At 32.7% G+C, this 26,100-nt stretch carries 23 protein-coding genes and 2 pseudogenes; 1 reads left to right on the top strand and 24 read right to left on the bottom strand.

Translation table 11 applies throughout. The annotated features are described in order from the left end of the window. Window positions 1-20: 20 nt before the first annotated feature. The 12 genes and pseudogenes from mrdA to NRK67_05645 all read right to left on the bottom strand — a co-directional run bounded on the left by mrdA (window position 21) and on the right by NRK67_05645 (window position 14,150). Complete coding sequence (mrdA, locus tag NRK67_05590; GenBank protein ID UUV18984.1) at window positions 21-1,814, bottom strand: penicillin-binding protein 2; 1,794 nt, start codon at window positions 1,812-1,814, stop codon at window positions 21-23. Then, on the bottom strand, window positions 1,811-2,221 hold the full coding sequence (locus NRK67_05595) for a hypothetical protein (GenBank protein UUV18985.1): 411 nt from the start codon (window positions 2,219-2,221) through the stop codon (window positions 1,811-1,813). Before NRK67_05595 ends, mrdA begins: the two co-directional genes overlap by 4 nt. Then, window positions 2,214-2,558, bottom strand: a complete 345-nt coding sequence (gene rsfS / locus NRK67_05600; protein ID UUV18986.1) for a ribosome silencing factor — start codon at window positions 2,556-2,558, stop codon at window positions 2,214-2,216. The genes NRK67_05595 and rsfS overlap by 8 nt, the downstream gene beginning before the upstream one ends. Window positions 2,559-2,566: 8 nt before the next feature. Then, complete coding sequence (locus NRK67_05605; protein ID UUV18987.1) at window positions 2,567-3,535, bottom strand: LytR family transcriptional regulator; 969 nt, start codon at window positions 3,533-3,535, stop codon at window positions 2,567-2,569. Then, window positions 3,510-4,823 carry a tRNA (N(6)-L-threonylcarbamoyladenosine(37)-C(2))-methylthiotransferase MtaB gene (gene mtaB, locus NRK67_05610; GenBank protein UUV18988.1) on the bottom strand — a complete coding sequence of 438 codons (1,314 nt, stop codon included), beginning with the start codon at window positions 4,821-4,823 and terminating at the stop codon, window positions 3,510-3,512. Before mtaB ends, NRK67_05605 begins: the two co-directional genes overlap by 26 nt. Then, complete coding sequence (locus NRK67_05615) at window positions 4,810-5,517, bottom strand: 16S rRNA (uracil(1498)-N(3))-methyltransferase (GenBank protein UUV18989.1); 708 nt, start codon at window positions 5,515-5,517, stop codon at window positions 4,810-4,812. Before NRK67_05615 ends, mtaB begins: the two co-directional genes overlap by 14 nt. 3 nt (window positions 5,518-5,520) lie before the next feature. Further along, window positions 5,521-5,934, bottom strand: coding sequence for an Rrf2 family transcriptional regulator (locus NRK67_05620; GenBank protein ID UUV19883.1), 414 nt, complete (start codon window positions 5,932-5,934; stop codon window positions 5,521-5,523). After that, window positions 5,870-6,947, bottom strand: a pseudogene (gene ruvB, locus NRK67_05625) (Holliday junction branch migration DNA helicase RuvB). Before ruvB ends, NRK67_05620 begins: the two are co-directional and overlap by 65 nt. A gap of 17 nt (window positions 6,948-6,964) precedes the next feature. Next, entirely contained in the window at window positions 6,965-7,567 is a 603-nt protein-coding gene (locus NRK67_05630) for a DUF445 family protein (protein ID UUV18990.1), read from the bottom strand. 411 nt (window positions 7,568-7,978) lie between these two features. After that, window positions 7,979-8,179, bottom strand: a complete 201-nt coding sequence (locus tag NRK67_05635; protein UUV18991.1) for a cold-shock protein — start codon at window positions 8,177-8,179, stop codon at window positions 7,979-7,981. A gap of 126 nt (window positions 8,180-8,305) precedes the next feature. Beyond that, the gene (locus tag NRK67_05640; protein ID UUV18992.1) at window positions 8,306-11,488 is read right to left on the bottom strand and encodes a UvrD-helicase domain-containing protein; all 3,183 of its coding nucleotides are present in this window, start codon (window positions 11,486-11,488) and stop codon (window positions 8,306-8,308) included. Continuing rightward, window positions 11,469-14,150 carry a PD-(D/E)XK nuclease family protein gene (locus NRK67_05645; GenBank protein ID UUV18993.1) on the bottom strand — a complete coding sequence of 894 codons (2,682 nt, stop codon included), beginning with the start codon at window positions 14,148-14,150 and terminating at the stop codon, window positions 11,469-11,471. Before NRK67_05645 ends, NRK67_05640 begins: the two co-directional genes overlap by 20 nt. Before the next feature lie 578 nt (window positions 14,151-14,728). On the opposite strand from NRK67_05645, the gene NRK67_05650 reads away from it, so the two are divergent. Then, window positions 14,729-16,138: an APC family permease gene (locus NRK67_05650; protein UUV18994.1), complete on the top strand. Its 1,410-nt coding sequence runs from the start codon at window positions 14,729-14,731 to the stop codon at window positions 16,136-16,138. Between the two features lie 126 nt (window positions 16,139-16,264). Here the strand turns inward: NRK67_05650 and NRK67_05655 are convergent, their stop codons facing one another. The 12 genes and pseudogenes from NRK67_05655 to coaE all read right to left on the bottom strand — a co-directional run bounded on the left by NRK67_05655 (window position 16,265) and on the right by coaE (window position 26,047). Continuing rightward, window positions 16,265-16,561 carry a hypothetical protein gene (locus tag NRK67_05655; GenBank protein ID UUV18995.1) on the bottom strand — a complete coding sequence of 99 codons (297 nt, stop codon included), beginning with the start codon at window positions 16,559-16,561 and terminating at the stop codon, window positions 16,265-16,267. Between the two features lie 5 nt (window positions 16,562-16,566). Next, window positions 16,567-16,878, bottom strand: a pseudogene (locus tag NRK67_05660) (peroxiredoxin). 343 nt (window positions 16,879-17,221) lie between these two features. Then, entirely contained in the window at window positions 17,222-18,112 is an 891-nt protein-coding gene (locus NRK67_05665) for an SPFH/Band 7/PHB domain protein (GenBank protein ID UUV18996.1), read from the bottom strand. A 12-nt stretch (window positions 18,113-18,124) separates the two neighbouring features. Continuing rightward, entirely contained in the window at window positions 18,125-18,547 is a 423-nt protein-coding gene (locus NRK67_05670) for an NfeD family protein (protein ID UUV18997.1), read from the bottom strand. Window positions 18,548-18,551: 4 nt separating this feature from the next. After that, entirely contained in the window at window positions 18,552-19,031 is a 480-nt protein-coding gene (locus tag NRK67_05675) for a hypothetical protein (protein ID UUV18998.1), read from the bottom strand. A gap of 245 nt (window positions 19,032-19,276) precedes the next feature. After that, entirely contained in the window at window positions 19,277-19,756 is a 480-nt protein-coding gene (locus NRK67_05680) for a hypothetical protein (protein ID UUV18999.1), read from the bottom strand. A 229-nt stretch (window positions 19,757-19,985) separates the two neighbouring features. After that, window positions 19,986-22,490: a DegV family EDD domain-containing protein gene (locus NRK67_05685; protein UUV19000.1), complete on the bottom strand. Its 2,505-nt coding sequence runs from the start codon at window positions 22,488-22,490 to the stop codon at window positions 19,986-19,988. Between the two features lie 18 nt (window positions 22,491-22,508). Beyond that, on the bottom strand, window positions 22,509-23,030 hold the full coding sequence (locus NRK67_05690; protein ID UUV19001.1) for an HAD-IIIA family hydrolase: 522 nt from the start codon (window positions 23,028-23,030) through the stop codon (window positions 22,509-22,511). Window positions 23,031-23,041: 11 nt separating this feature from the next. After that, window positions 23,042-23,590, bottom strand: coding sequence for a cupin domain-containing protein (locus tag NRK67_05695; protein UUV19002.1), 549 nt, complete (start codon window positions 23,588-23,590; stop codon window positions 23,042-23,044). A gap of 6 nt (window positions 23,591-23,596) precedes the next feature. Continuing rightward, a complete protein-coding gene (locus NRK67_05700; GenBank protein ID UUV19003.1) occupies window positions 23,597-24,793 on the bottom strand; it encodes a CinA family nicotinamide mononucleotide deamidase-related protein in 1,197 nt (398 codons plus the stop codon). 10 nt (window positions 24,794-24,803) lie between these two features. Then, entirely contained in the window at window positions 24,804-25,316 is a 513-nt protein-coding gene (locus NRK67_05705; protein UUV19004.1) for a phosphatidylglycerophosphatase A, read from the bottom strand. A 119-nt stretch (window positions 25,317-25,435) separates the two neighbouring features. Further along, window positions 25,436-26,047: a dephospho-CoA kinase gene (gene coaE, locus NRK67_05710; GenBank protein ID UUV19005.1), complete on the bottom strand. Its 612-nt coding sequence runs from the start codon at window positions 26,045-26,047 to the stop codon at window positions 25,436-25,438. Window positions 26,048-26,100: the final 53 nt, after the last annotated feature.

The raw sequence follows: 26,100 nt of genomic DNA on the forward strand, positions 1-26,100 counted from the left end.
GAGTAACCTTTATCTTGCCCTTATTTTTTATTTTTTTCCTTTTCTAAATAAGCATCTACAAAGATTTTGGCTACTTCGGCTGCATCTTTACCTCCAGAACCTCCACCTTCTATAAAAGCTGTAAACGCTATTTCTGGCTTATCAGCTGGAAAATAGCCTGAAACCCAAGAATGAGGCTTCTTATATTTTGAGTTTTGAGCTGACCCGGTTTTAGCAGCCACCCTTACTCCCTCTGTCCTCAATCTTTTTGCTGTTCCATCTTTAGCTTCTACAGTTTGTACCAAGGCTTCTTTAATCTCTTCCATATACCTCTTATTGTACTTTACTTCCTCCCTCTCACCTTTTATTTCCTTTATTTTTCCTTCTTCAGTTACTATTTTTTCAACTAAGTGGGGAGTATAAGTATACCCCTTATTAGCTAATATCGAATAAGCTTTTGCCATTTGAAGAGGGGTTACCAATAAGTATCCCTGTCCTATGGACAAATTTATAGAATCCCCTGTATACCAAGGTTCCTTTAATTTACTTTTTTTCCAATCGTTATCTGGCAGGAGTCCTGGTTTTTCTCCCGGTATATCTACTCCTGTTTTTTTACCTATTCCAAAGGCATCTGCCACTTCCAGCATCTTCTTTCTTCCATATTTGTCTGCTGCTCTATAGTAGTAATAGTTTACAGATTCCACCAAAGATTTGGACAGATCTGTATACCCGTGTCCCCCTCTTTTCCAACTTCTCCACTTCCATTTACCTATTTGGTAGTATCCAGGATCAAAGAACTCCTCATTGGGATTCATTCCTTCCTCTAAAAAAGCAAGGGCCGATAAAACTTTAAATATTGAGCCTGGCGGATATCTACCTGTTATAGCTCTATTTTCTAAAGGCCTGTCTTTATTAAACATGATGTCATCCCATTCCTTAGTTGTCATCCTAGAAATTATTGTATTCAGTGGATACTCAGGATTACTTACCATAGTTATTATCCTACCTGTTTTTGGCTCTATAGCGACGAAAGCACCTTTCATCTTTCTTTTATTCATATAATCAGTTATTTTCTGTTGAAGATCAAAATCTACAGTGAGATAGATATCATCTCCTATTTTAGGATTTTTCTCCTCTAAAGTTTTAACAAACCTATTATGTGCATTTACCTCAATATATCTATATCCATTTTCTCCTCTGAGATATGGTTCATATTCTTTTTCAATTCCCTGTTTTCCTATTATATCATCTTTTTTATACCCACTGTCCTTCATCTTTTCATACTCATCTGAGGAAACGTTCCTTACATACCCCAAAATATGAGATCCTAAGGAATCATGAAGATATTTTCTTTTAGAATAAATTTGAACTTCTAAATATGGGTAATCTGAATTTTTTTCTATTATCTTATGAGCTCTTTCTTTGGAGATATCATCAAAAATAACATTTTCTCGAGTATAATTATAGATCTCTCCATACTTTATCCTCTTCTCTATTACTTCTTTATCGTATCCCAAAAGTTTTGACATTTCATCCAATTTTTTCTCATCATATTTTCTTTCATTTAGATAAACTAATCTGTATCCAGCTTCATTATTTACTAAGAGCTTTCCCTCTGAATCGTATATTTTACCACGATAACCGTTTATCCTCTTCACTTTAATACTATTTTTATTAGACATCTTTTTATATTTTTCTACTTTTACTATCTGCATAAAAAAAAGTCGGGCAAAAATTAAACTATATATTATTGCAACTATTATCAAGAAGTTCTCTCCCCTTCCTTTTTCCGACCTTTTTAATTTTACCGACAGCATTTTTCTTTTTAATTTCATATATTTTTCCTTAATTTTTTTATAAAACTATAGTTAAATAGCAGATATCCGCCAAACATAATTACCCCTTGATAGGGATGAAAATATGGCAATTTTATATATAAATATGTTCCATAAATAATAAATTGTATCAAACTATAGTAAACTATATTTATCTTTTCATATCCTAATACCTTAGATAAGAAATAACTTATCATAAATATAATCACAAAAATAATCCATAGTTCTGTCAAAACATTTTTGTCCTTAGATATTATCAGGCAGATTAATATAACCTCAAATATCCCATTTTTACCTCTTTTATAAGCTAAGTATGTTAAATACGGTAGTGCTATTATGTTATAAGGAAAAGTTACTACCAAAGAGTTTTCTAAAAAGATTAAAACCAGAATAAGAAAATTAAGCATCTAATCTAGGAAAAACCACATTAGCATATCCCCATAACTCCTCTAATCTGTATAGATCTCTCGTCTCTTGATCTAGAACATGGATCATTACATCATCCCCATCGATCAATATCCAATGAGCTTCATCCTGTCCCTCTATATGCAATCTTCTTTCATCCAATTCCATTAATTTAACTTCTACTTCCTCTGAGATAGCCCTTATATTTCTATTAGATGATCCTGTACATATCACAGCATAATCACATAGAGAATTTTTCCCTTGGAAATCAAGGATTATTAATTCTTCTCCCTTCTTACTCTCAATAGCTTCAACTATCTTTTCCAACTTTTCTAACATAGCTCCCCCTATTCTTTTATGTAGACATTAATTATGTTATTTTCTCCACTGTTACTTTCTACCATATTTTGTATTCCTAATTTCTTAGCTATCTTATAGGCTATATAGTAGTCTTCTGATCTATATTCTACTACAGTTAGATTACCATTTTCAGTTCCTGTAGAGATATTTTTATACCCGTCTTTTGCCAAAATATTTTTAGCAGATCCAGTTACCTTGTCTGTACCATGGATATTAATTTTAGTTTGTATATTTTCCTCTTTTCCTAAAATTATCACAGCGTTAGCCAGAGTCGGCAGATCTAATTCTGATTTTATCTTAATATATTTTTCGTCTAAACTCATAATTAAATCTTCTATTTGATGAGTTTGTAAATCTTTGTTGATTATATAACTATATTCACTGTCCCTCTCATAGTTAGCGGCATTATATTTGTACGAAAGTGCAGCCTCTATCTTCTTTCCTGTTCTACCTGCATATCCAGATCTTCCATTACCATTCAATACATCCACTATTACATTTTCCGCAGTTTTACCATTAGATTTATAATATTTTTTCATGAACAATGAATTTAAATTAGAAGTTAATACATACCTTTTATCTTCTATCACAACTTCCGGGACATTATATTTATAGGCTACGTTTAATCTGACTTCACCATTTTTTACCACTTCAAAACTATCTACCTTTTCTGGAAGAAGTTCATTTATTCCATCCATGATCCCACGATAGTTACCTACCTTATTCAAATCTGCTATAGTTTTCTCTCCGTTTAGCTGGATATCAAAAGGTATACTCAATGATAATTTATCTTCATACACAACAAATACATTTTCTTTTCCAATAACCATATATCTCGGAATATCTATTATCCTTTTGTTATTATTGTTAATATTCATATACAATAAACCTATTAGAGTTATCACAAGAAATATTATAATGCTCAATAATTTAGATTTTTTCTGTCTCTTTGCCATAAAGTTTCCCCTCTTCTAAATATATTTCTACTTCTACTATCTCACTTACTTTATATCCGGAATCTATCATTTTTATCCTGTGATAGTTTTCTGTATATCCGTAAGCATAACCGTCTTTTATAGTTTCCACCAATACCTTTGTCTTCTTACCAACATTTTTTTCCTTCGATAAGTCTTCCATCTCTTTTCTCAAACTCTCTAGCTTTTTAGTCCTGTTTTTCTTATCATTTCCATCTACCTTACCAGGTAATCTACTGGCTACAGTATTTTCTCTATCAGAATATGGAAAGATATGAAGATTTGAAAATCCAATTTCCCCTATCAAGTTGTAGGTGTTTTGAAAGTTTTCATCTTTTTCTTGTGGAAATCCTACGATTACATCTGCTGTAAATTCCAGGCCTTTCACTTTTTCTTTCAACCCTAATAACCTGTTTTTTACGAGCTCCGTTCCATATTTCCTCTTCATTAATTTCAGAACTTCATCATCACAAGACTGGAGAGAGATATGCAGATGCGGCATCATTTTAGAATTATTTGCCATAATATCTATAAATCTATCATTTATCTTGTCTGGATAGATAGATCCAAGCCTTACTCTTTCTACACCTTCTATTGCAGTAACTGCTTCTAATAGGTCTTCAAAGTTTTTTCCCTCTTCTAAATCTTCACCATAGACACCCATATTTATACCTATCAAGATGATTTCCTTATACCCTTCTCCAGTCAATATTTTGATCTCAGTCAGAATACTGTCTAATTTCCTGCTTCTGCTTCTCCCTCTGGCAAATGGGATCTTACAGTAAGAACAAAATTCATTGCACCCATCTTGAATCTTTACATAAGCTCTACTCATCTCTCTCATTGTGGCAAATTCTAATTCGCAATATTCATGATCTTCAAATATATTATGAGAAACTACTTTTTCTGTTTCTTTTTTTTCATCTATCGATCTTACTAATTTCAAGATATCAGTTTTATTAGTATTTCCCACAACGTAGTCTATATAATCTTTTTCTAAAAGACTCTCGCCGTCAGTCTGAGCATAACATCCCGTTATTATAACTATAGAATTTTCGTTTAGCTTTTTTGCACGGCTCAAAATATTTCTAGTTTTTTTATCAGCTATACTGGTTACAGTACATGAATTTACTATATAATAATCTGATTTCTCTTGAAAACTTACCTCTTCATACCCTTCTTCTAAAAACTGCTTTTTTATACTCTCAGTCTCATATTGATTTACTTTACATCCTAGAGTATAAAAAGCTACTCTCTTACCAAATTTCATTTAAAATTACTCCTCCTGCTACTATAGCTGCTGTCTCCGCTCTCAGTATTCTTCTCCCCAGAGAAATTATTTTCACACCTTTTCTTTGTAAAAACTCTACCTCTGAATCATCAAATCCACCCTCTGGACCTATAAGATATAAGATTTTTTTTAATTTATCCAACCCATCATAGTTGGTTATCTTATTTCCATTAGCTCCCTCATAGGGTAAGAATACCAGATCATAATCCTCATAATTAATATCCTTTAGATTAGTAGGTTCAGCTATCTCTACTTTTCTTACTCCCTGGCATTGTTTCAAGGCTTCTGTAGATACTACAACCCATTTATCTTTTTTTTCCTTTACTTTTACAACTGTTCTTTTGGTTTTCATAGGAATAATTTTATTTATCCCTATCTCCGTCAATTTTTGTATAGACAGGTCCATCTTGTCGTTTTTTAACAGTCCTAAGGCAATATCCACCTTTACAGAAGTTGAATAATTATCTTCTAAAACTTCCTTTATTTCACCTAAGATTTCTTTCTTTTCCAATGAAAGTATCTCACACCTATACTCTTTTTCACCATCAACTACTCTGATTTCATCTCCTACACTCATACGAAATGAATTTTTCAGGTGATTGATATCTTTTTTATCCTTTATCTCAACTATATTTCCCTTTATATTTTCTTTTTCTACAAATACACTTATCATGGACTATATCATATCCTTGTTTTTCATAAGATCTGCTAAAGTAGTTTTTCCTAAAATCTCCTTCAATGCATTATCTAATTGCGACCACAAACAACTGGTTCTACAATCTTCTTTGATACATCTTTGATTATTCCCTTCATTACAGTCCACTACCCTTACCTCTTCATCTAAGATTTCATAGAGTTCAAGTACTGTAATATCTTCAGGTGCTCTAGTAATCTTATATCCCCCATTAGGTCCTCTTTTTCCCTTAATTATATCTTTCTTCTTCAATTTAAAAAGAATTTGCTCTAAATACTGAACAGATATATTTTGATCTTGGGATATCTCTTTTATTCTTACCAGTCTATTTTCACTTAAATTTCCTTCTGCTATATTTATAACGGCTCTTAGCCCATATCTTATTCTCGTGCTTATCTTCATAGGTTTTCCTCCGTTTTTTCTTTTTTATTAAAATGTTTATATGCTTTTGGGGTTACAACCCTTCCCCTATGGGTTCTTTTTACAAATCCAATCTTTACTAAGTACGGTTCATAGATCTCCTCTAAAGTTCTCCTGTCCTCTCCTAATAAAAGAGCCAGTGTCTCAATTCCTACCGGTCCACCACCATAATTATCTATGATAGCCAAGATTATTTCACGATCTAATTCATCTAATCCATAATCATCGACTCCTAATAAACTCAAAGCTTCTTTAGCTATCTTTAAAGTTATTATTCCATCGCCACGAATCTCAGCATAATCCCGGACTCTCTTTAAGAATCTATTGGCTATTCTGGGAGTTCCCCTGCTTCTAAGAGCTATTTCCAAAGCTCCCTCAGGCTCTATACCAACTTCTAATATATTAGCTCCCCTCATGATGATCTTCAAAAGATCATCGGTAGAATAATAATCCATCCTGTGAACCAAACCAAATCTGTCTCTCAAAGGTGCACTGAGCAGCCCTGCTCTGGTTGTAGCTCCTATCAAAGTAAAGTTTGGCAATTCTATCCTGATAGACCTCGCTGTAGGTCCTTTACCTATTATAATATCAATCTCACGATCTTCCATAGCCGGATAAAGAATCTCCTCCACCGATGTATTCAGTCTATGAATTTCATCTATAAACAGGATATCCTGTTCCTCTAAAGATGTTAAAATTGCTGCCAAATCTCCTGCTTTATCCAAAACAGGTCCAGAGGTTACCTTTAGATTAGTTCCCATCTCTGTGGCTATAACTCCTGCCAAAGTAGTCTTTCCTAATCCGGGAGGCCCATATAAAAGAGTGTGATCCATAGATTCATTCCTGTTCTTAGAAGCAGTCATAAATATTTCCATTTTTTCCTTTAACCTGTCCTGACCTATATATTCATTTAAAGTTTTAGGCCTTAAATTTCTCTGTACTTCTATTTCCCCACCAAATTCAGCTGCCGACAACAGTCTTTCATCCATAAAATACCCCTATTCGTCTATATATACATACTGATTGCAAATTGTATTCCGCCTATTACAGCTCCTAAGATCGCTCCTATAATCTCTATATGCTTTAATTCGTTATTTGCTATTCTATATACCATTTTTTCCAATTCATCCAACTCAAAGTTTTCAATTTTTTCGATAATTATATTTTTCATATCTACACTGTCTTCCATCTTTTTTATCACTACTGTAAAAAATTCGTCTTTATTTTCATCGATAGCATCTTTTATATGACCTTTAATCTTCAATATCATACTGTCGGTTATAAACAAGCTTGCCATTGGAATCTTTGCCAAGACCTCTTTTTCTAATTTATCTTCTACAATTCTGTCTACAATTAGGTCAATCTCTTCTCCTAGCTCTATATCCCCAATATTTGCAGTTATATCCTTCATGGATATTAATTCTTCTTGGATAGTATCAGCTATACTTTCAGCCATCTCCATCTTTCTTTTTGGAATAAGCCCCTGGATTTTAAATCCTAATATATTTATCTCTTTCAATGGTCTAAATAACATCTTAATTGCAAAATAATTTGTTATCCACCCAATTAATGCTCCTATCACTATCATCAAACTTGCTTTTAATAACATCTCTTCCTCCTACTTTTCCCATTACAAAGTAACCGTAAAGATAATCACCAAAGTATCTAAAATTTTACTCTGTAATTTAAAAGCTTTGATATATAAATTTATTTATAAACTAAAAATAAAAAACATTAAGAATTCCTTTCTGAAGTTTTTTTATTTCTTTTCTTTACGATCAACTTTTGAATATTCGTTACTTATATTTTTGGTGTTTTTCAATATTTATTTCTATTTATAACCATTTTTTTCGATACTTAAAACAATATAACATTTTATCATATTTAGCCCTTTTTTTCAATTCCCTTATTAATTTAGTAAAGAAAATAAAATGAATAAAAAATTCTTCTTTAATTTTATTCAAAAACTAAAAAAAGTGGTAGAAAATCTACCACTTTTAAACATTTCAAATATATATAATTATACAGTTTCGATGTTTGAAGCTTGAGGACCTTTAGCACCTTCAGTGATTTCGAAAGTTACTTCTTCGCCTTCTTTTAAAGTTTTGAATCCTTCTTTGTTGATTTGAGAGAAATGTGCAAAGTAGTCATTTCCATCTTCAGCAGAAATAAATCCAAATCCTTTATCATCGTTAAACCATTTAACTGTTCCTTTTAACATGTGTGTTACCTCCGTAAATTTTGATACAGCGAATCTTACTAATTTCCAATTGAAATTGTCAGCTCCCTGTTACTATTTATATAGTATCTTAAAAGTTATATAAAGTCAACTTTATTTTCTATTTATTTAATCTAACTTTAAAAACTCAGTCTTTATACTGTATTCATCTCCTACCTTTTCCCTGATAACCCTCTCATATCGTTTCAACTGTTCATCGTCCATAGATACCCCGGATTTATAGTCGTAGATGACTATTTCCTTCTTTTTTTCATCCAAGTTAAGCCTGTCTATGATGTGAGTCTTTCTTTTAGTTATTTCTATTCTATCGACCTCTTCTTTTTCAAAAGTAACCAACTCTAACTCCTTAAAAATAGTCCATCTCTTATGAAAAACTCCGGAATTTTTAGATATAAATTTTTCCACTCTCTCAATTATCTTTCGAGTTCTTTCAATTCCCAGCATATTACTATACTTATTCAGCGTCATCTGTTTAGCTGTTTTTTTCTCCTCCAATCCAGCATATTCTATATTTTCTAAATAATAATGGATAGCCAGACCTGATTTTCTCTTTAATTCTTTTTCTACACTATGTTCTATGGGGTTTTCATTTTTTTGATTGATTTTGTCTTCTCTTTCCCCACGAACTTTTAGGACCACAGCATCTCTATATAGATCAGGTTCTATATAAAAAATTTCATCCCTGCTGTCATCGTCTATTTTTTCCTCATAGGGGATAAATTTACCCAGCATCTGGGTTCCACCTTCTAAGAGGACTTCTCTGGATACATCAAAATATTTTTCAATTGGAGTTATTAGGATGTCGTTGTTAAGTACAAATATCTCCTCCTTTTTCTTAGTAGTTTTTGTAGGCTCAATACATAAAAATAGATTTGCACGGGGTCTGGTCATCCCTACATAGAGAGTATTTATCTCTTCATCTAAAAATATTTGTTCGCTATGTTCATATATCTCTGTTTTTTTTATAGCGCTGTTATAGATCGAATTAGTAAATAGATAGTCTTCTATATATTCATAATTTTCATCCAGTTTAGCCAACAGCTGGACTTTATGTTGCATCCCCTTATCTGAATATCCAGTCAATTTATAGCTTGATCCCTTATCTGATAAAAACATATATTCTGTATGAAAATCCAAACCCTTAGATCCATGGATCGTCATCAAAACTACAGAGTTTAGTTCAGATATTCCCACCTGTTTCAACCCATTGGAATCACTGTTCATCTTCAAAAAACTCATAAAATCAGACAGATAATCATATTCCTCCATAAGTTCCAAGAAAAAGTTGATATTTTTTATATCCCTTGTAGCACCATAAGTTTCTGCAAAGTTATATTCCTCGACTATGCCCCTTCCCATTCTTCCATAGGGCAACTCTTTTATTTTTTTTATTCTATTCAATTCTATTCTCAAATTTTCTTTTATAACGACTTCTTCTATATCTTCATTTTTTATCTCTTCACTCTCAATCAATAGATATTTCAGTATGTTTCCCCTATTATTCAGTAAATATTTAAGATCTTGCTCTCCCACTTCAATGGTTTTCCTGAAAAACTCCACCAGTGACATAAAATCATTATGAATAAAAAAATTGAATAATCGGAGTATCTCCTCCACACAGGGGTGCTGCACAATAGAAAGGCTGTTTTCCATTATATATGGGACCCCCAACTCTTTTAGCTTATCTCCTATCTTACTGAGATCCTTCTTTTTCCTCCCGACTACTCCTATTCCTCTATAATCAGGATTTCCATCTGTACCTCTATCTGCGAACCTGTCTTTAATATCTATGGCAATTTCAGAATGAATTTCAGAGTCTACCATCACTGCTACAAATCCCTTATCGTCTTTTTTACAGCACTTAACTTCCTTATATTCCCACCTGTCATCTTCATTTTTAGTATGATGATTTTTAGAAACATGATCAAAAAATAAGTTAACAAAATCTATTATCTTTTTTTCACTTCTATAATTTGTTGGCAGTGATTCAGTCCCAGCTCCTAGGATTCTGTCAAAACTAAGAAATAACCCCTTGTCACCTCCACGCCACGAATAGATACTTTGTTTTTCATCTCCCACAATAATTATGTTGTCGCACCCCTTAGCGATAGGTTCAATTATCCTCCACTGGGATACACTGGTGTCCTGTGCCTCATCCAAAAATAAAGTTGAGATCTTCCCTCCGATTATCTCATAAAAATTATCTGTGACTATACCACCATTTACAAGGTCCAGGTCTTCTTCTACCATATATTCACTGGTATAGTTGGTTATATCGGAAAAAGTAAATTTCTTCTCCCTGAATTTTATATCATCATAGATAGACCTGGTTATCTTCTCTATCTCCAATATATCTTTTTCATAGGGAACGACCTCTTCAATGAAAATTATACTTTCCAGTAACCTATGGATCTCACCTTGGACTTCCAAAACCTGAGCCTTTATATGCTCTCTGGCTTTCCCTCCCATCTGAGTCCCATTAATAATTTTATTTTCTAAAAAGTCTTTTCTTTTCTCCAATATAAGGGTAATCAATCTCTCCTTATCATCTAAAATACCATGAAATTCTTCCTCTATGATCTTTCCTGCTTTGGCCAAAACCTTTTCATAGACCTTACCATGATCTGTCACTAGTTCATCAACCAATTCAAAGGTTCTCACTATATTTCTATACAATTCAGCTTTTATACTATCCGTATCATCACTTATCTCTTTTTTTCCTATCAGAGCAAACTTCCATCTCTCCTCAGATATTTTTTTTATGAGATCGATATATTTCTCTACCTCTCTATCTGCTGTTTTTTCCAAAAATTTCTTTATTTTATGAAACTCCTCACCCTTTATAATACGACTGAATACCTCACCATAGATCTCCTCAGCTTCCACAGTATTACTCATAGAATAAGTATAGATATTGAGTGACGGTCCGATAGCTTTTTTAAAGATCTGGGCAATAAATGAATCTATTGTATAGATCCTTATCTTATCTTTATTTAATAAAAGTTCGGTTTTCACTTTTTTTATCCTGTCTGTATCTATCTCAATTTCCGGATATAATATTTTAATATTTTCTTCTAATTCTTTATTCCCCTGACTAAGGTCATCTAAAAATTCAAAGATTCTGACCTTGAGTTCTGCTGTAGCTGCACGGGTAAAGGTCATAAACAATATCTCATTGTAATCCTCACCCAACAATATTCTAGATATATACTCTATGGCAAGTCTGTAAGTTTTCCCTGTTCCTGCACTGGCTTTCACTACTTTTTTATTCTTATTGTCCCTTGTTTTCATCTAATTCACCAACCTTACAGATATCTAGATATTCACATCTGTCACACTTACTTGTTTTATTCCTCTCAAAAATTCCTGAGTTCAAAAATTCTTTCAGTTCTATTTCCAAAACCCCTAATTTCCTTTCCTTCCCATCAGGATCTATTTTATTCTTGCCAATTTCATCTTTTACCAACTTGATTTTTTTACTCTTTTCCAAACTTCCCTTATCCACATTAAATATATATTTTTCTGTCAGGTCTGCCTCTCCTGCATGTAAGATACTATAGAAATCCAGCTGCCTTTCATTCAGGTTTCCAGTTTTAAAGTCGATAATATAATCCATTCTATCGGTTTTAATTATAAAGTCTGCCTTAGCTCTCCCTACAATACCTATAGTTTTATTTTTTATATCATCCTTCAAAAGTTCCTCTATTAGAAGTCCCTTTATCTCCTTACCACGTAGCTCCTTTGAGATCTTTCTAAAAAATTCTCCCACACTGTCAGCTAAATTTTTATAGATGATCTCCCTATAATACCTTTCATTTAACCTCGGCAATTTCAATCTTCTGCTGCCTACCAACTCTTCTAAGACTCCCATAACTATCCCCACTTCTATCCCGCCTTCTTTCAGCAAGGAATAATCCCTGGTCAACTCTATTTTTTTTAACACTGCCTCAAATAGTTCATGGGCAAGGTTTCCATATTCCCGACGTGTGAGATCCCTCTCCACCTCAAGCTCCTCCCTATTCAGCTTCACCAAATATCTGAGATACATCTTATATTTACAGTTAAACAACTCATCACACATATATGCTGTTATCCCAAATGGGTTTTGTAATTCTTCCGTTTCAAACTTCATCTCAGTAGGTTTTTCTCCCTCAAACAACTCTTCATCATCTTCTATATTTTCTACTCTAGAGTCCGGTCTTATTAATTCTAAGTAGTTTTCCAAGGGTTGCTTCAAATGTTTAGATTTTACTTTAAATTGTCCCAGGAGTTCCTCCACAAACGGAGAAAGGGAACTGTCTGAACCCATATTTTTTATAGCTAATATAGTAGAGTTTTCACTGGTCATCACAGCCCTGAATAAATTATATTTCTCTTCTAGTCTTATCTCATCCACACCTTTTACACCTAAGTTTTTTTTCTGCTGCTCTGTAAATAAAAATGTATTCTGTTTATTTTGGGGTATAAAACTATCTGAAATATTCATCAATAAAAGGTTTTTACTCCTTGTAGTTTTTATCTCTTCGAGCCCTTGTTTCCTTAATATCGTATCCAAATTGCCTGATATCTCCTTAAACTCTAAATATTTTAATATCAATTTCAGCAATCCTTCTGCTGTTTTTCCCTGTCCAAAAAAGTTTTTCCAGCCATCTACCACATCCAGGTCTTCTATAACCTCTATCTCACTGAGAGCCTCAAAATACTTCCCGATATTTTCACTTCCATCCAATACTTTTTCCAGCTGTTCAGTAGAAAAAGTAAGTTCTTCAGTCCATTTTTTTAAGTTATCGTAGGTTTTCATCTGCTCTATATCTTCGAATATCCTGTAGATAAAGTTTTCATCTCCAAGTCTTTCTGCTATAACATATTTCGTCAAATATTTGTAACCTTCATTCACCAAAACCTTGAATTTATCAAAATCCTCAGGTACGATCTTATAGTATTTAGAGATCTCATCTCCTTTTATAATATCCACAACAGTGTAAAGTTCCAAAGCCAATTCCCCTTCTATCTCCTCCAGGGTAGACAATAATTTGTGCAGCCCCTCCAAAAGGGAAAAGATAGGGAGATCCGATATATACCTGGTTTCATTAAAAAAATTGTTATATTTGTAGTTATCGTTATTTGCATCAAAAATTTTAATACCTCTATTTTTATCATCCATATTTTTAATCTTTTTTTGTATCTCCAAAACTTTTAAAAGTTCTGTAAATTCATCATCTACAGTATAAACTTCTATTTTTTTAGTGGTATTAGCTACCCCTATTTTTACATCCTTTATAGCCAACGTTTCCTCACAAAAATCCTCTTTAGCCATCTGTAATTTTAGAGTTACTATAAATCCATCACTCTCTAATTTTTCAACTACCCATTTTTCCAACGGGGTAAAATGGATCTTATTATATATAACTATATCCCTATATCCATCCAGACTTTTAGAACTATAGTTTTCATCCTTTATTATAAAAGTAGGATCAGTATAATTTTTATCCGACAAAAATTTTATATAATTTTTTTCAATATCCAAAAATGTATCATATATCTTCTTCTGCCACTTCCTGAGGTCTCTCACCTCTGTTAACCTATATTCCTTCAACAGTTTAAAGAAATTTAAAAAATTAGCGGCAATGTCGATTACATCGTAGTAACTTTCTACCCCTAATTCCTTTCTGTTTTTGGAGCTCAACGACCTGTAAAAGGCTATCACCTGTTTCTCTTCCCTTAACACCATCTCGTCACTTAAAAACAAGTTAGTTTTAAACTCTCCTAATCCCATAAATTTTGGCTGTTTCAAAAATATATTGGGACCTTCATTGTCTTTATTTTTTTCCATACTCTCCATATATCTTTCTTTAGCTAAACTTTTATCTACCGACTTAGGAAAGATATGGATCTTTCCCGGTTCTATATTTTGTATTATCTCCTCATTGTATGAGTAATATTCTTTTTTCATATTTATTCTCCTTATATCCTCTGTAAAACTTCTCCTTTTAATACAGTTCAAATCCTGACTTAACTCTAAAATTATACAACAATCTCCCCATATAAAAAAGACGGTATACAAAATATTATATACAAAGTCACTACCATTAATTATCGATTATCACCTTCCCCTTCTTTTTCCTTGTGCTATAAAATGTAATTATATTTTTTATTTAGTACAAATTTATAGTCCAATAAAAACACACAAATGGTATTTTCTTGATCGAATCAAGAGAAAATTTTGATTTTATACATAAAGTGTGTTAAAATAGGAAAAAGAATACAATGTGAAGTAAATTAAATGATTACTTAATTGGCGAGATTTACAATGTTTTTTAATAGTGTAGATACGAACTAATTGAACAAAAGGAAAATTTAATTTGAAAAATATTTGTAGAACTGGGGTTTACTTAGGGTCTCAATTGAGGCAACGAGTTATGCTACTTATGTGGCATATTGTGAGTCTATATGACGAAACTTAAACACTCTAACTCTGCTACCTTTATGGTGGTGTAGTTAGGGTGTTTTTTTATTTTTAAAGGAGTGATTATGTTAAAAAAAGAAATTAATAAATTGGACATATTATCGTTGGCCATAGGAGCTATTATTGGATGGGGAGCTTTTGTTCTTCCGGGAGATTTATTCTTAAAGGCAGGAATTTTAAATTCAACTATCGCAATAATTACAGGGGCATTAATAATGATCGGAATTGAAAAAAATTACGGTTATCTACTTCATAAGTTTCCAGTAGCAGGGGGAGAATATGCCTTCACCTATGATGCTTTTGGATGGAAGCATGCCTTAGCATGCGGTTGGTTTTTAGCTCTGGCATACATAAGTATTGTTCCGTTAAATGCTACAGCATTAGCTTTAGTAGCAAAGTTTACCATGCCGGGATTTTTAGAAGTGGGTCATCTTTATAGTATCGCGGGATCTGAGATCTATTTAGGAGAAGTAGGAGTAGCTCTATCTGCCCTTTGTTTATTCGCTTATTTAAACATTAAAGGGATAAAATTAGCTTCTCAACTACAGAAGATAATGGTAATTTTATTGGTAGGAATAGTATTTTTATTTTTAAGCCTGGTTATCGCCAGAGCAGGAATTACTAATCCAAATACCATGTCATTTATAGATTCAGAAACAGTAAGTTTATCTAAAATATTAAAGATACTATCTATTGCTCCAATGTTATTTGTAGGATTTGACTGTATCCCTCAAGTGGCAGAAGAACTGGATTTTGAAGCTAAAGAAGCATCTCATCTGGCTATAATTTCTATCTTAGTAGGGGGACTTGTTTACGTATTAATCATTCTTTTTACTTCTTTCGGAGTTACAAGTGAGCAAATAATGAATGGTCAAATCTCTTGGGCAACAGGATATACTACAGAATATTATTTTGGAAAGATAGGAATAATACTTTTAATAGTAGCACTTACATCAGCTATAGTAGCCGGGATAAATGGATTTTATATGGCAGCCAGTAGATTGTTATTTGCCATGTCTAGAGGAAAGATATTACCAGAATTCTTCGGAGTATTGGATAAAAAATATCACACTCCTAAAAATGCAATTTTATTTACCCTAGGTATATCTTTGATAGCTCCTTGGTTTGGTAGAAATGTATTGTTATGGATAGTTGGAACTTCCAGTGTAGGAGCATCTATTGGATATCTATATACAAGTCTTTCATCTTATAAACTATATAAGGAAGAATATGGAAAAACATTTATACCAAGTATTTTTGGTTCTATCTCAGGGATAATATTTTTAATCCTTTTATTGGTACCGGGACTAGACAGTTCTCTAAGCCTTCCATCTATAATAGTTTTAGTAGTTTGGGGTATAATAGGATTATCATTTTATAAGTTTTATGATCTTAAGGTTGTACATTATACCAAAGAAGAGTTGGACGAATTAATTCTAAACAGGGATGCTGATGGAAATTTTAAAGAAAAATAAAAAGTAACTTTACGTTGCTTTCAGATATGCACAATTTAGATTTTTATAGTGGTTATTCCTCTTTCGGGTGTAATTCCTAGACAATAAAAAAAGGTAATATACAGTCTACTGTATATTACCTTTTTTCTATCTCTTATTCATATTTTCTAATTCCTTTTCCCTCTGTTTCATCCTCTCTTCAGGTGAAAGTGATCTATCAGATTTAGGCATAATATCTCTAAAACTATTTAAATCAAAATTCCTATTGTTCCTTTTTTCCTCTTGGTTTTTCTGCATTCTAGTCCCTCTTTGTCTGTCAGATCTTCTAGGAGTAGAATTTTTTCTGTTATTAGATCCCATATTTTTCTTTTTATTTACTTTACTCATAATTATTCTAACTATTATCATATAAACAATAATTTTTATTATAACATCAAGTTCCATACCTATCACCCCTTACAAACTTCTAAAACTTCCTCTACATGCCCCTTCACCTTTACTTTTCTCCACTCTTTTATGATCTCGTTGTTTTCATCCAATAAAAATGTAGATCTTACTATTCCCATAGATGTTTTCCCCATGAATTTCTTTTCCTGCCAAACACCAAATTTTTCACATATTATACCCTCAACATCACTGAGTAAACTAAATGGTGTTTCTAATTTTTTAGCAAAGTTAGATTGTTTTTTTACAGTATCTCTACTTATTCCAAAAATTTCTATCCCTAATCCCTTAAACTCTCCGTAGGATTCACCGAACCCTTTCGTTTCTGTTGTTCACCCAGGTGTATTTGCTCTAGGATAAAAAAACAAGATCTTTTTTCCTTTATGAGCTGATAAATCAATCATTTCTCCATTCTGATTCTCTAAAATAATTTCCATTTAAACCTCCATAAATTTGATAAAAAGCAACGTGACGTTGCACCCACTTAAGAATAATCTAGGTTTTTATAAATTTTAATCTACTTGGTAAATTTTATCTCAAAATTCTATGTTTATAAAGTAACCTAATAGTATTTTGACGATGCCCCCTGGGAGTATAATTCCCTAACTATTAAAGAAGGTAATATACAAAATATGTATATTACCTTTTATGATTAATTACTTATTTTCCTTTATTTTCTCCTACTGCTGTAAAAGCTGTAGCGATATTAGCTACATTTTGTAATTCTGATGGGATTATAATCTTAGTTGCCTTCCCGTCTGAAACTTTTACAAATGCTTCCATTGCTTTAAGTGAAAGAACTTCCTTAGTTGGATGAGATTCATTCAATAATTTCAATGATTCTGCACGAGCTTTTGTCACTTCTAAAAGTGCTTCTGCTTCCCCTTCTGCTACTCTTACTGCAGCTTCTTTGTTAGCTTCTGCTCTTAAGATAGCTGATTGCTTTTCTCCCTCTGCTACTAATATTGCTGAAGTTTTTTCCCCTTCTGCAATCAATATCTTTTGTCTTCTCTCTCTTTCTGCTTTCATTTGTTTTTCCATAGCATCCTGGATTTCTGCAGGTGGCATAATATTTTTCAATTCTACCCTGTTTACCTTGATTCCCCATGGATCTGTAGCTTCATCCAGTATAGATCTCATCTTAGTATTTACAACATCTCTAGATGTTAGTGTAGAATCTAGTTCTAATTCCCCTATTATATTTCTAAGGGTAGTAGCTGTCAGGTTTTCAATAGCACTTAAAGGATATTCTACCCCATAAGCATATAATTTAGGATCCGTAATTTGAAAATAGATTACAGTATCTATCTGCATAGTTACATTATCCCTCGTAATAACTGGTTGTGGAGGGAAATCTATAACCTGTTCCTTCAACGATACCTTTTTAGCTATCCTATCTACAAATGGAACCTTAATTTTTAAACCTACACCCCAAGTACTCATATAGGCTCCTAACCTCTCTATAACATATGCCTGTGATTGCGGTACAATTCTGATGTTAGTTACAATCAGTAATATCACCACTAATATCAATGGAAAAAATAATAACATTTCTGCCTCCTCTTATATTTTTTTCTTAAGTATCAATTTATTTCCTTCTACTCTTTTTACAACTCCTGTATCTCCTACTTCCAACTTTTCGTCACAAGTAGCTCTCCAATATTTACCGTCCAGTTTCACCTCATAGAGATCCATTTCTATTTTTTTAGATATTTCGACATCCTGGCCAAATATCCTACTTTCAATAGGTTTTCTTTTCTCTAAAAGTTTTTTAGCTATTGGTCTGGTCAATATCAGAAAAAATCCACTGAGTCCTACAAAGATATAAAATTCGTTTATAGGATTTTTTACCATTCCTGATATCAGCGTCAATATTATAGCTGCAAAGGCAAACCATATACTCACCAATGCCGGTGCTGCTAACTCTACACCTATAAATACGATGGTTAATAAAAACCACCAAATCATTCCGCTATCCCATATCATCCTATCACCCCATATTTTTCTTGATCCACTCTTTTACTTCTACATCCTCTATAGTTAGCTTATCTGTTCCGTTAATTTCGTCTGGCTTTATCATAAAGAAGTTTATATATAAGGTATTACCTTTTTTATAGAATAAATCAAGGTGTAGTGGTAAGAATATAACTTCTCCATCTCCTAATCCTTCTAAATTTAATTTTTTTAAAGGATATATTACCTTATTCATATATTCCATATCTTCTAACATCCACATATTATTATTCCAAAATCTACTTTCATTTTCAGTTCTACCTTTAAATGCTTCCCTGTTTGCGATAGCACTAAGAACTTTGCTTACAGATTCATCATCAAAGTCATCATTGTATGTGTCTTTCATTCCTTGTTCTTCATATATAGATGCTAAGAATTCCTCTCCTACTTTTCCTCTTTCAGTCAAAGTACTCCAATAATATATCATTGATTCCAAAACTTCTAAATTTTTTTCCATTTTGTTACCCCCTATTAATTATCTACTTCTCAAGTTCAGTATACCAGATAAACTACTTCTACCCAATCTTTTTTTTATAAAAATTTAAGAATTTTAATAAAAATAGGGAATTAAATTCTTAAGATTCTCCATAAAATAAACTAGGAAAAACCATATTCTGTATATAACTAAAAAAACCCAGCATGTTTGCTGGGTTTTTTTAGTTTACTTTATTTTTGGATATATAGCCATTCCGTATCATACTATCACCCCATATTTTTTTTGATCCACTCTTTTACTTCTACATCCTCTATAGTCAGCTTATCTGTTCCGTTAATTTCGTCTGGCTCTACCATAAAGAAGTTTATATATAAGGTATTACCTTTTTTATAGAATAAATCAAGGTGTAGTGGTAAGAATATAACTTGTCCTTCTCCTAAATCTTCTACACTTAATCTTTTTAATGGATTTATTATCTTGTTCATATAATCCATTTTCTCTATCATCCACATGTTATTAGTCCAGAATTTTCCTTCATTTAGTGTGTCACCTATAAATGGTTCTACATTTGAGATAGCACTAAGTACTTTTCTTACTGATTCAGCATCAAAATTCTCATCATATGTAGCTTTCATCCCTCTATCTTGAGCTAGAAAATCTATAAACTGCTCACTTACCTTTTCTTTCTCTGCTACAGTATTCCAGTAATATATCATTGATTCCAATACGTCTAAACTTTTTCTCATTTTTTTTGCCCCCTTATTAATCATCTATTTCTCAAATTCAGTATACCAAATAAACCGCTTCTACCCAATCTTTTTTTGTAAAAATTTAGGATTTTTAATGAAAACATATAATTTAATTCTTAAATTTGTCTAAAAATAGAATAAATTTACAAATATAAAAAATGGTTTTCATCTTAAAATTTACTCTGTATATAATAAAAACCCAGCATCTCTGCTGAGTCTCTATATTTTATTTTATTTTTGGATATATAGCCATTCCATATAGTGGTCCTGAATGAGAACCAATAGTCGATCCGACTTCACATCTCGATTGATAGTCTACATTATCAAACTTTTCCACTGATTTTCTAAGTTCATCTGCATTTTCAGACTGATGTTTAGTTCCACCCCAGCCAGTATACAATACTATCGATCCATTCTTAGCTTCTTGCTTAAGTAATTTTTCCATATATTTCATAGCACCCTTATCTCCGATAGCTTTTTTCTCATTGTGAACTTCACCATCTTCGACTTTTAATATAGGTTTTATATTCAGTACTCCACCAATTTTAGCAGATGCTTTTCCTATTCTTCCACCTCTTTCAAGGTATTTTAATTCATCTACTACAAAGTATATTTTCCCTTTATTTCTCATCTCTTCTACATTTTCTATGATAGTCTCAAAGGATTCTCCCGCTTTAGCCATCTTAGCCGCTTCTAAAACTAAGTGTCCAGACCCTAACCATACATTCTTTGAGTCAATTATAGCTATATCTTTTTCTTCCGGTAACATCCCACGAGCTACCTTGGCAGCCTGCTGTGTCCCACTTAATTTACTAGAAATCAATATTGTTATTATCTTTTTATATCCTCTCTTCAGCAATCTTTGATATAAATTTTTAAATTCTGCTGGAGAAGGTTGAGAAGTTTTAGGTACAACTCCCTCAGTTATAATCTTATGCCAAAAATCTGTTTTAGATATATCTATCCCATCTTTATAATATTTATTCCCATCAAATTTTATCTTTAGAGGAATGATATTAACCGACAGATCGCCGATAAGTGCTGGTGTCAGATCTGAAGTAGAGTCTGTAATTATTGCTATTTCAGGCTGATTTGGGTCTTTATTTTCGATATACAGGTAGTAGTGATAATTATCCTGTTTTCCTATATATTCCTCGTGTTTTACACCTCTAGTATTTAGTATAGCTCGATTTCCTTCATCTGTACTTTCGTTCCCTAATACTGCAAATATATTTAGAGTGTTATCATCTATATTTTCTTCATACAGGTCAGATATTAAATCTGTTAAATTTTTATTTTCATACATAATCTTTCCATTCACTAAAGCTATATAGTTTCCTTCGTTGATAATTAGGTCTCCGACCTTTGTATCTCTTACAGCTTTTGTAATCTCAATGGATTTATTTCTTCTGGCATCTTTCACTACCTGTTCCAAATTTTCAGACTTGTTTTTTACATAGAAGTTTCCTTCTAACATAGTTTTAGTTTCATAAACTTCTACATTTTTAGCTGCTCTTTCGGCCACTATTTTGGCAGCTGAGATAATATTTTTATTGTTTGGTAACAACACTATCTCTTCTGCATCTATCTTGGCTATAGCCATCTCCATGTCTGCTACACTTGGATTCTGCCCCTGCCCACCAATAAGTACACAAGTTGCTCCGGATTTAATGAACAGCTCTCCCATCTCATAGGTATCAGCTATTACAAAATAAGCTTTCTTTTCTGTGTTTTCATTTTGAACCATTACATGAGCTGAATTTTGATCCATTAGATCTCCCTCTGCCAAATGTAAACTTCTATGCTGTAACTCCATATTGTCTATCTTAATGTTATCCAACCCACCATATTTCATAGCTATTTCTAATACTGCTCCTGGATTGTTTGTATGAATATGTGTTTTCGTTTTAGTCGAACTTTGAGCCACTACCATTGAGTCTCCCATACCTTTTATCTCTTCCTTCAGCTCTTCTATGTTAAATTTCCCTGCCTGAACAATAAATTCGGTACAATATTTAAACTCAATATCAACCTCAATATTGGTAGCTTCCAGTCTTTCTTTTCTATGGGCTTGGCTCTTTACTATTCTTTCCAAGTCTTTTAACATCTCAGGGTCAGTTATTGATTTTTCAAATCCTTCAATAAGATAGAAAACACCCATTCCACCTGCATCTACAACTCCTGCTTCCTTTAATTTTAATAATTGATTGGGAGTTTCCTCTACAGCTTGATGAGCCGCTTCCTTTACATATGAAAGGTATGGAATAAAGTTATCCTTTGGACCATCATATTCTTTGGCTTTTTCAGCTATAACTCTGATTACAGTAAGCATAGTTCCTTCTACAGGGTTACTTACAGCTTTATAAGCTAATTTAGCAGCCTGTTCAAAAGATCTTGTGATATCATCTATATTTAATTCTTCCTTATCTTCAAATCCATTTAAAAAACCTTGAACAATTTGAGATAAGATCGTCCCAGAATTTCCTCTGGCTCCTAATAATATTGCTTCTGATAATAATTCGCAAAATTCATGCATTGTAGGCTCATGGTTTAATTTCACCAATTCATTCTCTACAGCCTGCATGGTCATAGACATATTTGTCCCTGTATCTCCATCTGGTACAGGATATACATTTAAGTCATTCAATATATCTGCATATTTAGACATCCATCTACTACCTGCGATAAATAACTTAATTAACCTCGTAACATTCAAGTGTTCTATCTTCATAATTCTACTCCTTCTTTTTTACTTTTTACTCTTGTATTCCTCTATAATCTTGCTCCAGATCCCATTGGCTTTTAATATAGTCTCTATAAATTCCCTCACAGCACCATATCCGCCATTATATCTGCTTTTAAAATGTGCAAATTCCTCTATCTCTGATACAGCATCTGCTGTTATTCCTACATAATCTGCTCTCATCATAGCAGGGATATCATTGATATCATCTCCCATATAGGCCACATTTTTATAGTTATAATCATATTTTTTGAGCAATTCATCCAGGGTTGCAATTTTATTTCCTACCCCTTGATATATATCCAATATCCCTAATTCTGTGGCCCTATGTTCCACCACTTTAGAGGTTCTTCCTGTTATTATAGCTACTTTTATTCCATATTTTATAGCCTGAGCTATTGCCATCCCATCTTTTACATTAAATGACTTTGTCTCTGTTCCATTGTTGTCATATGTGATCTTTCCATCGGTCATGGTACCGTCTACATCTAAAATTATTATCTTTATTTCCTTTAAATTTGGTTTCATTTTTCACCACCTTAAAATGTTGGAGGAGTTACTACCCATATTGCTCTCGCTAGCCTGTCGCTAACGTTTCTAAATTTATGCTTTTGAGTAGATTTAAAATACAAACTATCTCCCTCTTCTAATTCATAATTTTTACTTTCTATCTGTACTTCTAACTGCCCTTCTAAGACAAATATAAACTCTTCCCCATTATGAGTATAATAATCTCTGCCACTCTCTCCTCCAGGCTCAATCTCATACAATATTGGTTCCATATGTTTTTCTATATTAGAAGTAGTCAATAGAGAGATCATTGTTTTAGAGTCTATACTTTCTACCTTATTTCTTTCGTCTTTTCTTACTACATCAGTATCTTTTTTCTCATCCTCTTCCTCTATCAACGAGCTTACCCTTACATCCAATTCATTAGCAATTTTCTTTAAGTTTTCGATAGACGGAGATGCTTTACTTTGTTCAATTTGAGATAAAAAACTAGCTGATAAGTCTACTTTAGAAGCCAGCAGTCTCAAAGAATACCCCTTATCCTTTCTACATTTTTTTATCTTTTCTCCTAATGCCATCTTACTTCACCCCTTTAAAATTTTAAGTACTTCAAACATTGCTCTCATCATGGTAATTCTTCGTATTTTTTCTCTATTTCCACTAAAGAGATATTTTTTTATGTATTTTGTATCTCCTACAACTACCCCAATATATACAGTTCCTACTGGTTTTTCTTCTGTCCCGCCATTTGGTCCGGCTATCCCTGTCACAGCTATCTTTACGTCTGTAGTTAATCCATCTAACATCTCATTGCACGTCTCATAGGAGACAGCTCCATAAAGATCTAAAGTCTCTTTCTTTACCCCTAGTCTAGCCTGCTTAGATTCATTGCTATAGCATACTATTCCTTCTTTAAATACACTGGATATTCCATCCACTTCAATAAATTTAGAGGCTATCATTCCCCCAGTACATGACTCTGCAAGGGATATATCATATTTTTTATCCTTTAAATAGTTATAGATCGAGGTTTCTAACCTCTCATGGTCTTCACCTATTATATTATCACCTATCACCTCATATAGATTTGATGTTATTTTATCTACATTCGGTTTATTGGTGCTTATTGTCTGCAGTCTTATTATTATACCATAATCTTTCACCAAGAACTCATAATGAATTCCCTTTAACTCAAATAAATGAATGACTTTTGTTTCTAGTACCGATTCAGGTATCCCCCATACTAAGATATCTTTTATATAGATATTTTTCTCTAACTTTTCCTGAGATATCAGTAATTTTAAAAACTTGGGAAATAAATTATATAGTTCCCTGGGTACTCCGGGAAATGCTGCTATTTTGTCGATGTATATTCCCTTACACATCCCTACATCATTAGGAATCGTTTGGCTTTCATATGGCTTTTCAGCTTCCCTCAGATTTTTATCTTCCAGCACAAGTTTATGGGAATCATACTTTTCCTTTAAGTCTATATAATCCTCTTTCTCTACCACTAAATCTACATTTAAAAATTCAGCGATAGCTGATTTTGTCAGATCATCCATAGTCGGACCCAATCCGCCATTCAATATAACTAAATCTGATTTTGAATTCCCATATTCAATAGCTTCTACAATATCTCTTATATTGTCACCAACCACTAGTTTATGTTTTATCTCTATCCCATATTTATTGAGTTCCTCTGCTATATATATACTATTGGTATCCACAGTCATTCCGTTTAGGAGTTCTGTCCCAACCAATATAATCGTTGCATCCATATTATCTCTCCTAGAAAATTATTGTCATCAACATTATCAATAAGAAATTTGCCACAACTCCTGCTAAAAAATCGTCTAATACTACGCCTAATCCATGTCCATAATGCTGTGATTTATCTATGGGACCTAACTTAGTTATATCGAAAAATCTGAACAATAAAAATCCTAAAATTACAGCTACTATAGTCTCTTTATACCCCACCGGGTTCACTAAAAACATTGTAACCATAAACCCTAAAACCTCATCTATTACTACTTTTTGCGGATCTTTTTCCTTAAATATTTCCCTTTCACATCTATCCGATACATATATTGACAGGGCGAAAAATCCCGTTAAAAATATAAAATAAAATGAGTTATATAATCTAGCATCAGCTATTACTAATCTAAATGAGTTCAACATAAAAAATAATGGTATTGCACCTAGTGTTCCCATCGTTCCCGGAGCTTTAGGTAGATCTCCTAGTCCAAACCAAGTAGCTAAGCCTCTTACAACCTCTTTTTTCATAATTTTCTCCTCCATTTTTTCATATAGAAACTAACCCCGTGAGGGTGTTTCAACTAGTTATTATAACATATTTTAACTTTGAACTCAAAGCAGAGAGCCTTTTATTTAAAAGCCCCCTTGCCCTTAACAGGGGTTCACTTTATTATTTCACTATATATTAGTTCCACTTTTTTTAATAATTCCTCTAAATTTCCATTATTTTCAATATGTAACTCTGCTTTTTCTCTCTTTTCCGATAAGGGCATCTGTGCATCAATTATTTTCTTAGCTAACTCCTCTTCTATCCCATCTCTGGCTTTTATCCTCTCTACCTGGATATTCTCATCTGTACATACCACCAATACCTTGTCACAGAGGTACTCAAGCCCTGTTTCGTATAAAAGAGGAATATCCAATATTATCAGCTTTTCCCTCCTGTTCTTTTCTATCTCTTCTACAATTTTTTTCACTATAACAGGGTGCATTATATTATTTAAAAGTTCCCTTTTTTTATCGCTTCCGAATATTATCTCCCTTAATTTTTGCCGATCCAGATGCCCCTGATCTATTATTTCAGAACCAAAGTTTTCCTCTAACACTTTTAATACTTTCGTGGAATCAGAAACTTCTCTTGAAATTTTATCTGCATCTATTATATAACTGCCTAATTCTTTTAATTTTTTACTCACTGTACTCTTTCCGCTGGCTATTCCGCCTGTCAGCCCTAATATCATAAATTTTCTCCCTTTTTTTAACATCTCTGACATAACTAAAATACAAATTGTCATCCCTGTGAATTACCATCTATCCTATTATACCT

Source organism: Fusobacteria bacterium ZRK30 (genome assembly GCA_024628785.1).
Taxonomy (GTDB): domain Bacteria; phylum Fusobacteriota; class Fusobacteriia; order Fusobacteriales; family Fusobacteriaceae; genus Psychrilyobacter.

Coding starts and splice junctions, on each gene's coding strand:
- NRK67_05680 (UUV18999.1), bottom strand. CDS start 19,756: ATGAGAAAAAGTTTAGACGTATTGGAATCAATGATATATTACTGGAAT.
- mrdA (UUV18984.1), bottom strand. CDS start 1,814: ATGAAATTAAAAAGAAAAATGCTGTCGGTAAAATTAAAAAGGTCGGAA.
- NRK67_05685 (UUV19000.1), bottom strand. CDS start 22,490: ATGAAGATAGAACACTTGAATGTTACGAGGTTAATTAAGTTATTTATC.
- NRK67_05670 (UUV18997.1), bottom strand. CDS start 18,547: ATGATATGGGATAGCGGAATGATTTGGTGGTTTTTATTAACCATCGTA.
- rsfS (UUV18986.1), bottom strand. CDS start 2,558: ATGTTAGAAAAGTTGGAAAAGATAGTTGAAGCTATTGAGAGTAAGAAG.
- NRK67_05635 (UUV18991.1), bottom strand. CDS start 8,179: ATGTTAAAAGGAACAGTTAAATGGTTTAACGATGATAAAGGATTTGGA.
- NRK67_05695 (UUV19002.1), bottom strand. CDS start 23,590: ATGGCATTAGGAGAAAAGATAAAAAAATGTAGAAAGGATAAGGGGTAT.
- mtaB (UUV18988.1), bottom strand. CDS start 4,823: ATGAAATTTGGTAAGAGAGTAGCTTTTTATACTCTAGGATGTAAAGTA.
- NRK67_05640 (UUV18992.1), bottom strand. CDS start 11,488: ATGAAAACAAGGGACAATAAGAATAAAAAAGTAGTGAAAGCCAGTGCA.
- NRK67_05655 (UUV18995.1), bottom strand. CDS start 16,561: ATGGAACTTGATGTTATAATAAAAATTATTGTTTATATGATAATAGTT.
- NRK67_05645 (UUV18993.1), bottom strand. CDS start 14,150: ATGAAAAAAGAATATTACTCATACAATGAGGAGATAATACAAAATATA.
- NRK67_05675 (UUV18998.1), bottom strand. CDS start 19,031: ATGGAAAAAAATTTAGAAGTTTTGGAATCAATGATATATTATTGGAGT.
- NRK67_05690 (UUV19001.1), bottom strand. CDS start 23,030: ATGAAACCAAATTTAAAGGAAATAAAGATAATAATTTTAGATGTAGAC.
- NRK67_05605 (UUV18987.1), bottom strand. CDS start 3,535: ATGGCAAAGAGACAGAAAAAATCTAAATTATTGAGCATTATAATATTT.
- NRK67_05650 (UUV18994.1), top strand. CDS start 14,729: ATGTTAAAAAAAGAAATTAATAAATTGGACATATTATCGTTGGCCATA.
- NRK67_05665 (UUV18996.1), bottom strand. CDS start 18,112: ATGTTATTATTTTTTCCATTGATATTAGTGGTGATATTACTGATTGTA.
- coaE (UUV19005.1), bottom strand. CDS start 26,047: ATGTCAGAGATGTTAAAAAAAGGGAGAAAATTTATGATATTAGGGCTG.
- NRK67_05630 (UUV18990.1), bottom strand. CDS start 7,567: ATGTTATTAAAAGCAAGTTTGATGATAGTGATAGGAGCATTAATTGGG.
- NRK67_05700 (UUV19003.1), bottom strand. CDS start 24,793: ATGGATGCAACGATTATATTGGTTGGGACAGAACTCCTAAACGGAATG.
- NRK67_05705 (UUV19004.1), bottom strand. CDS start 25,316: ATGGAGGAGAAAATTATGAAAAAAGAGGTTGTAAGAGGCTTAGCTACT.
- NRK67_05595 (UUV18985.1), bottom strand. CDS start 2,221: ATGCTTAATTTTCTTATTCTGGTTTTAATCTTTTTAGAAAACTCTTTG.
- NRK67_05615 (UUV18989.1), bottom strand. CDS start 5,517: ATGATAAGTGTATTTGTAGAAAAAGAAAATATAAAGGGAAATATAGTT.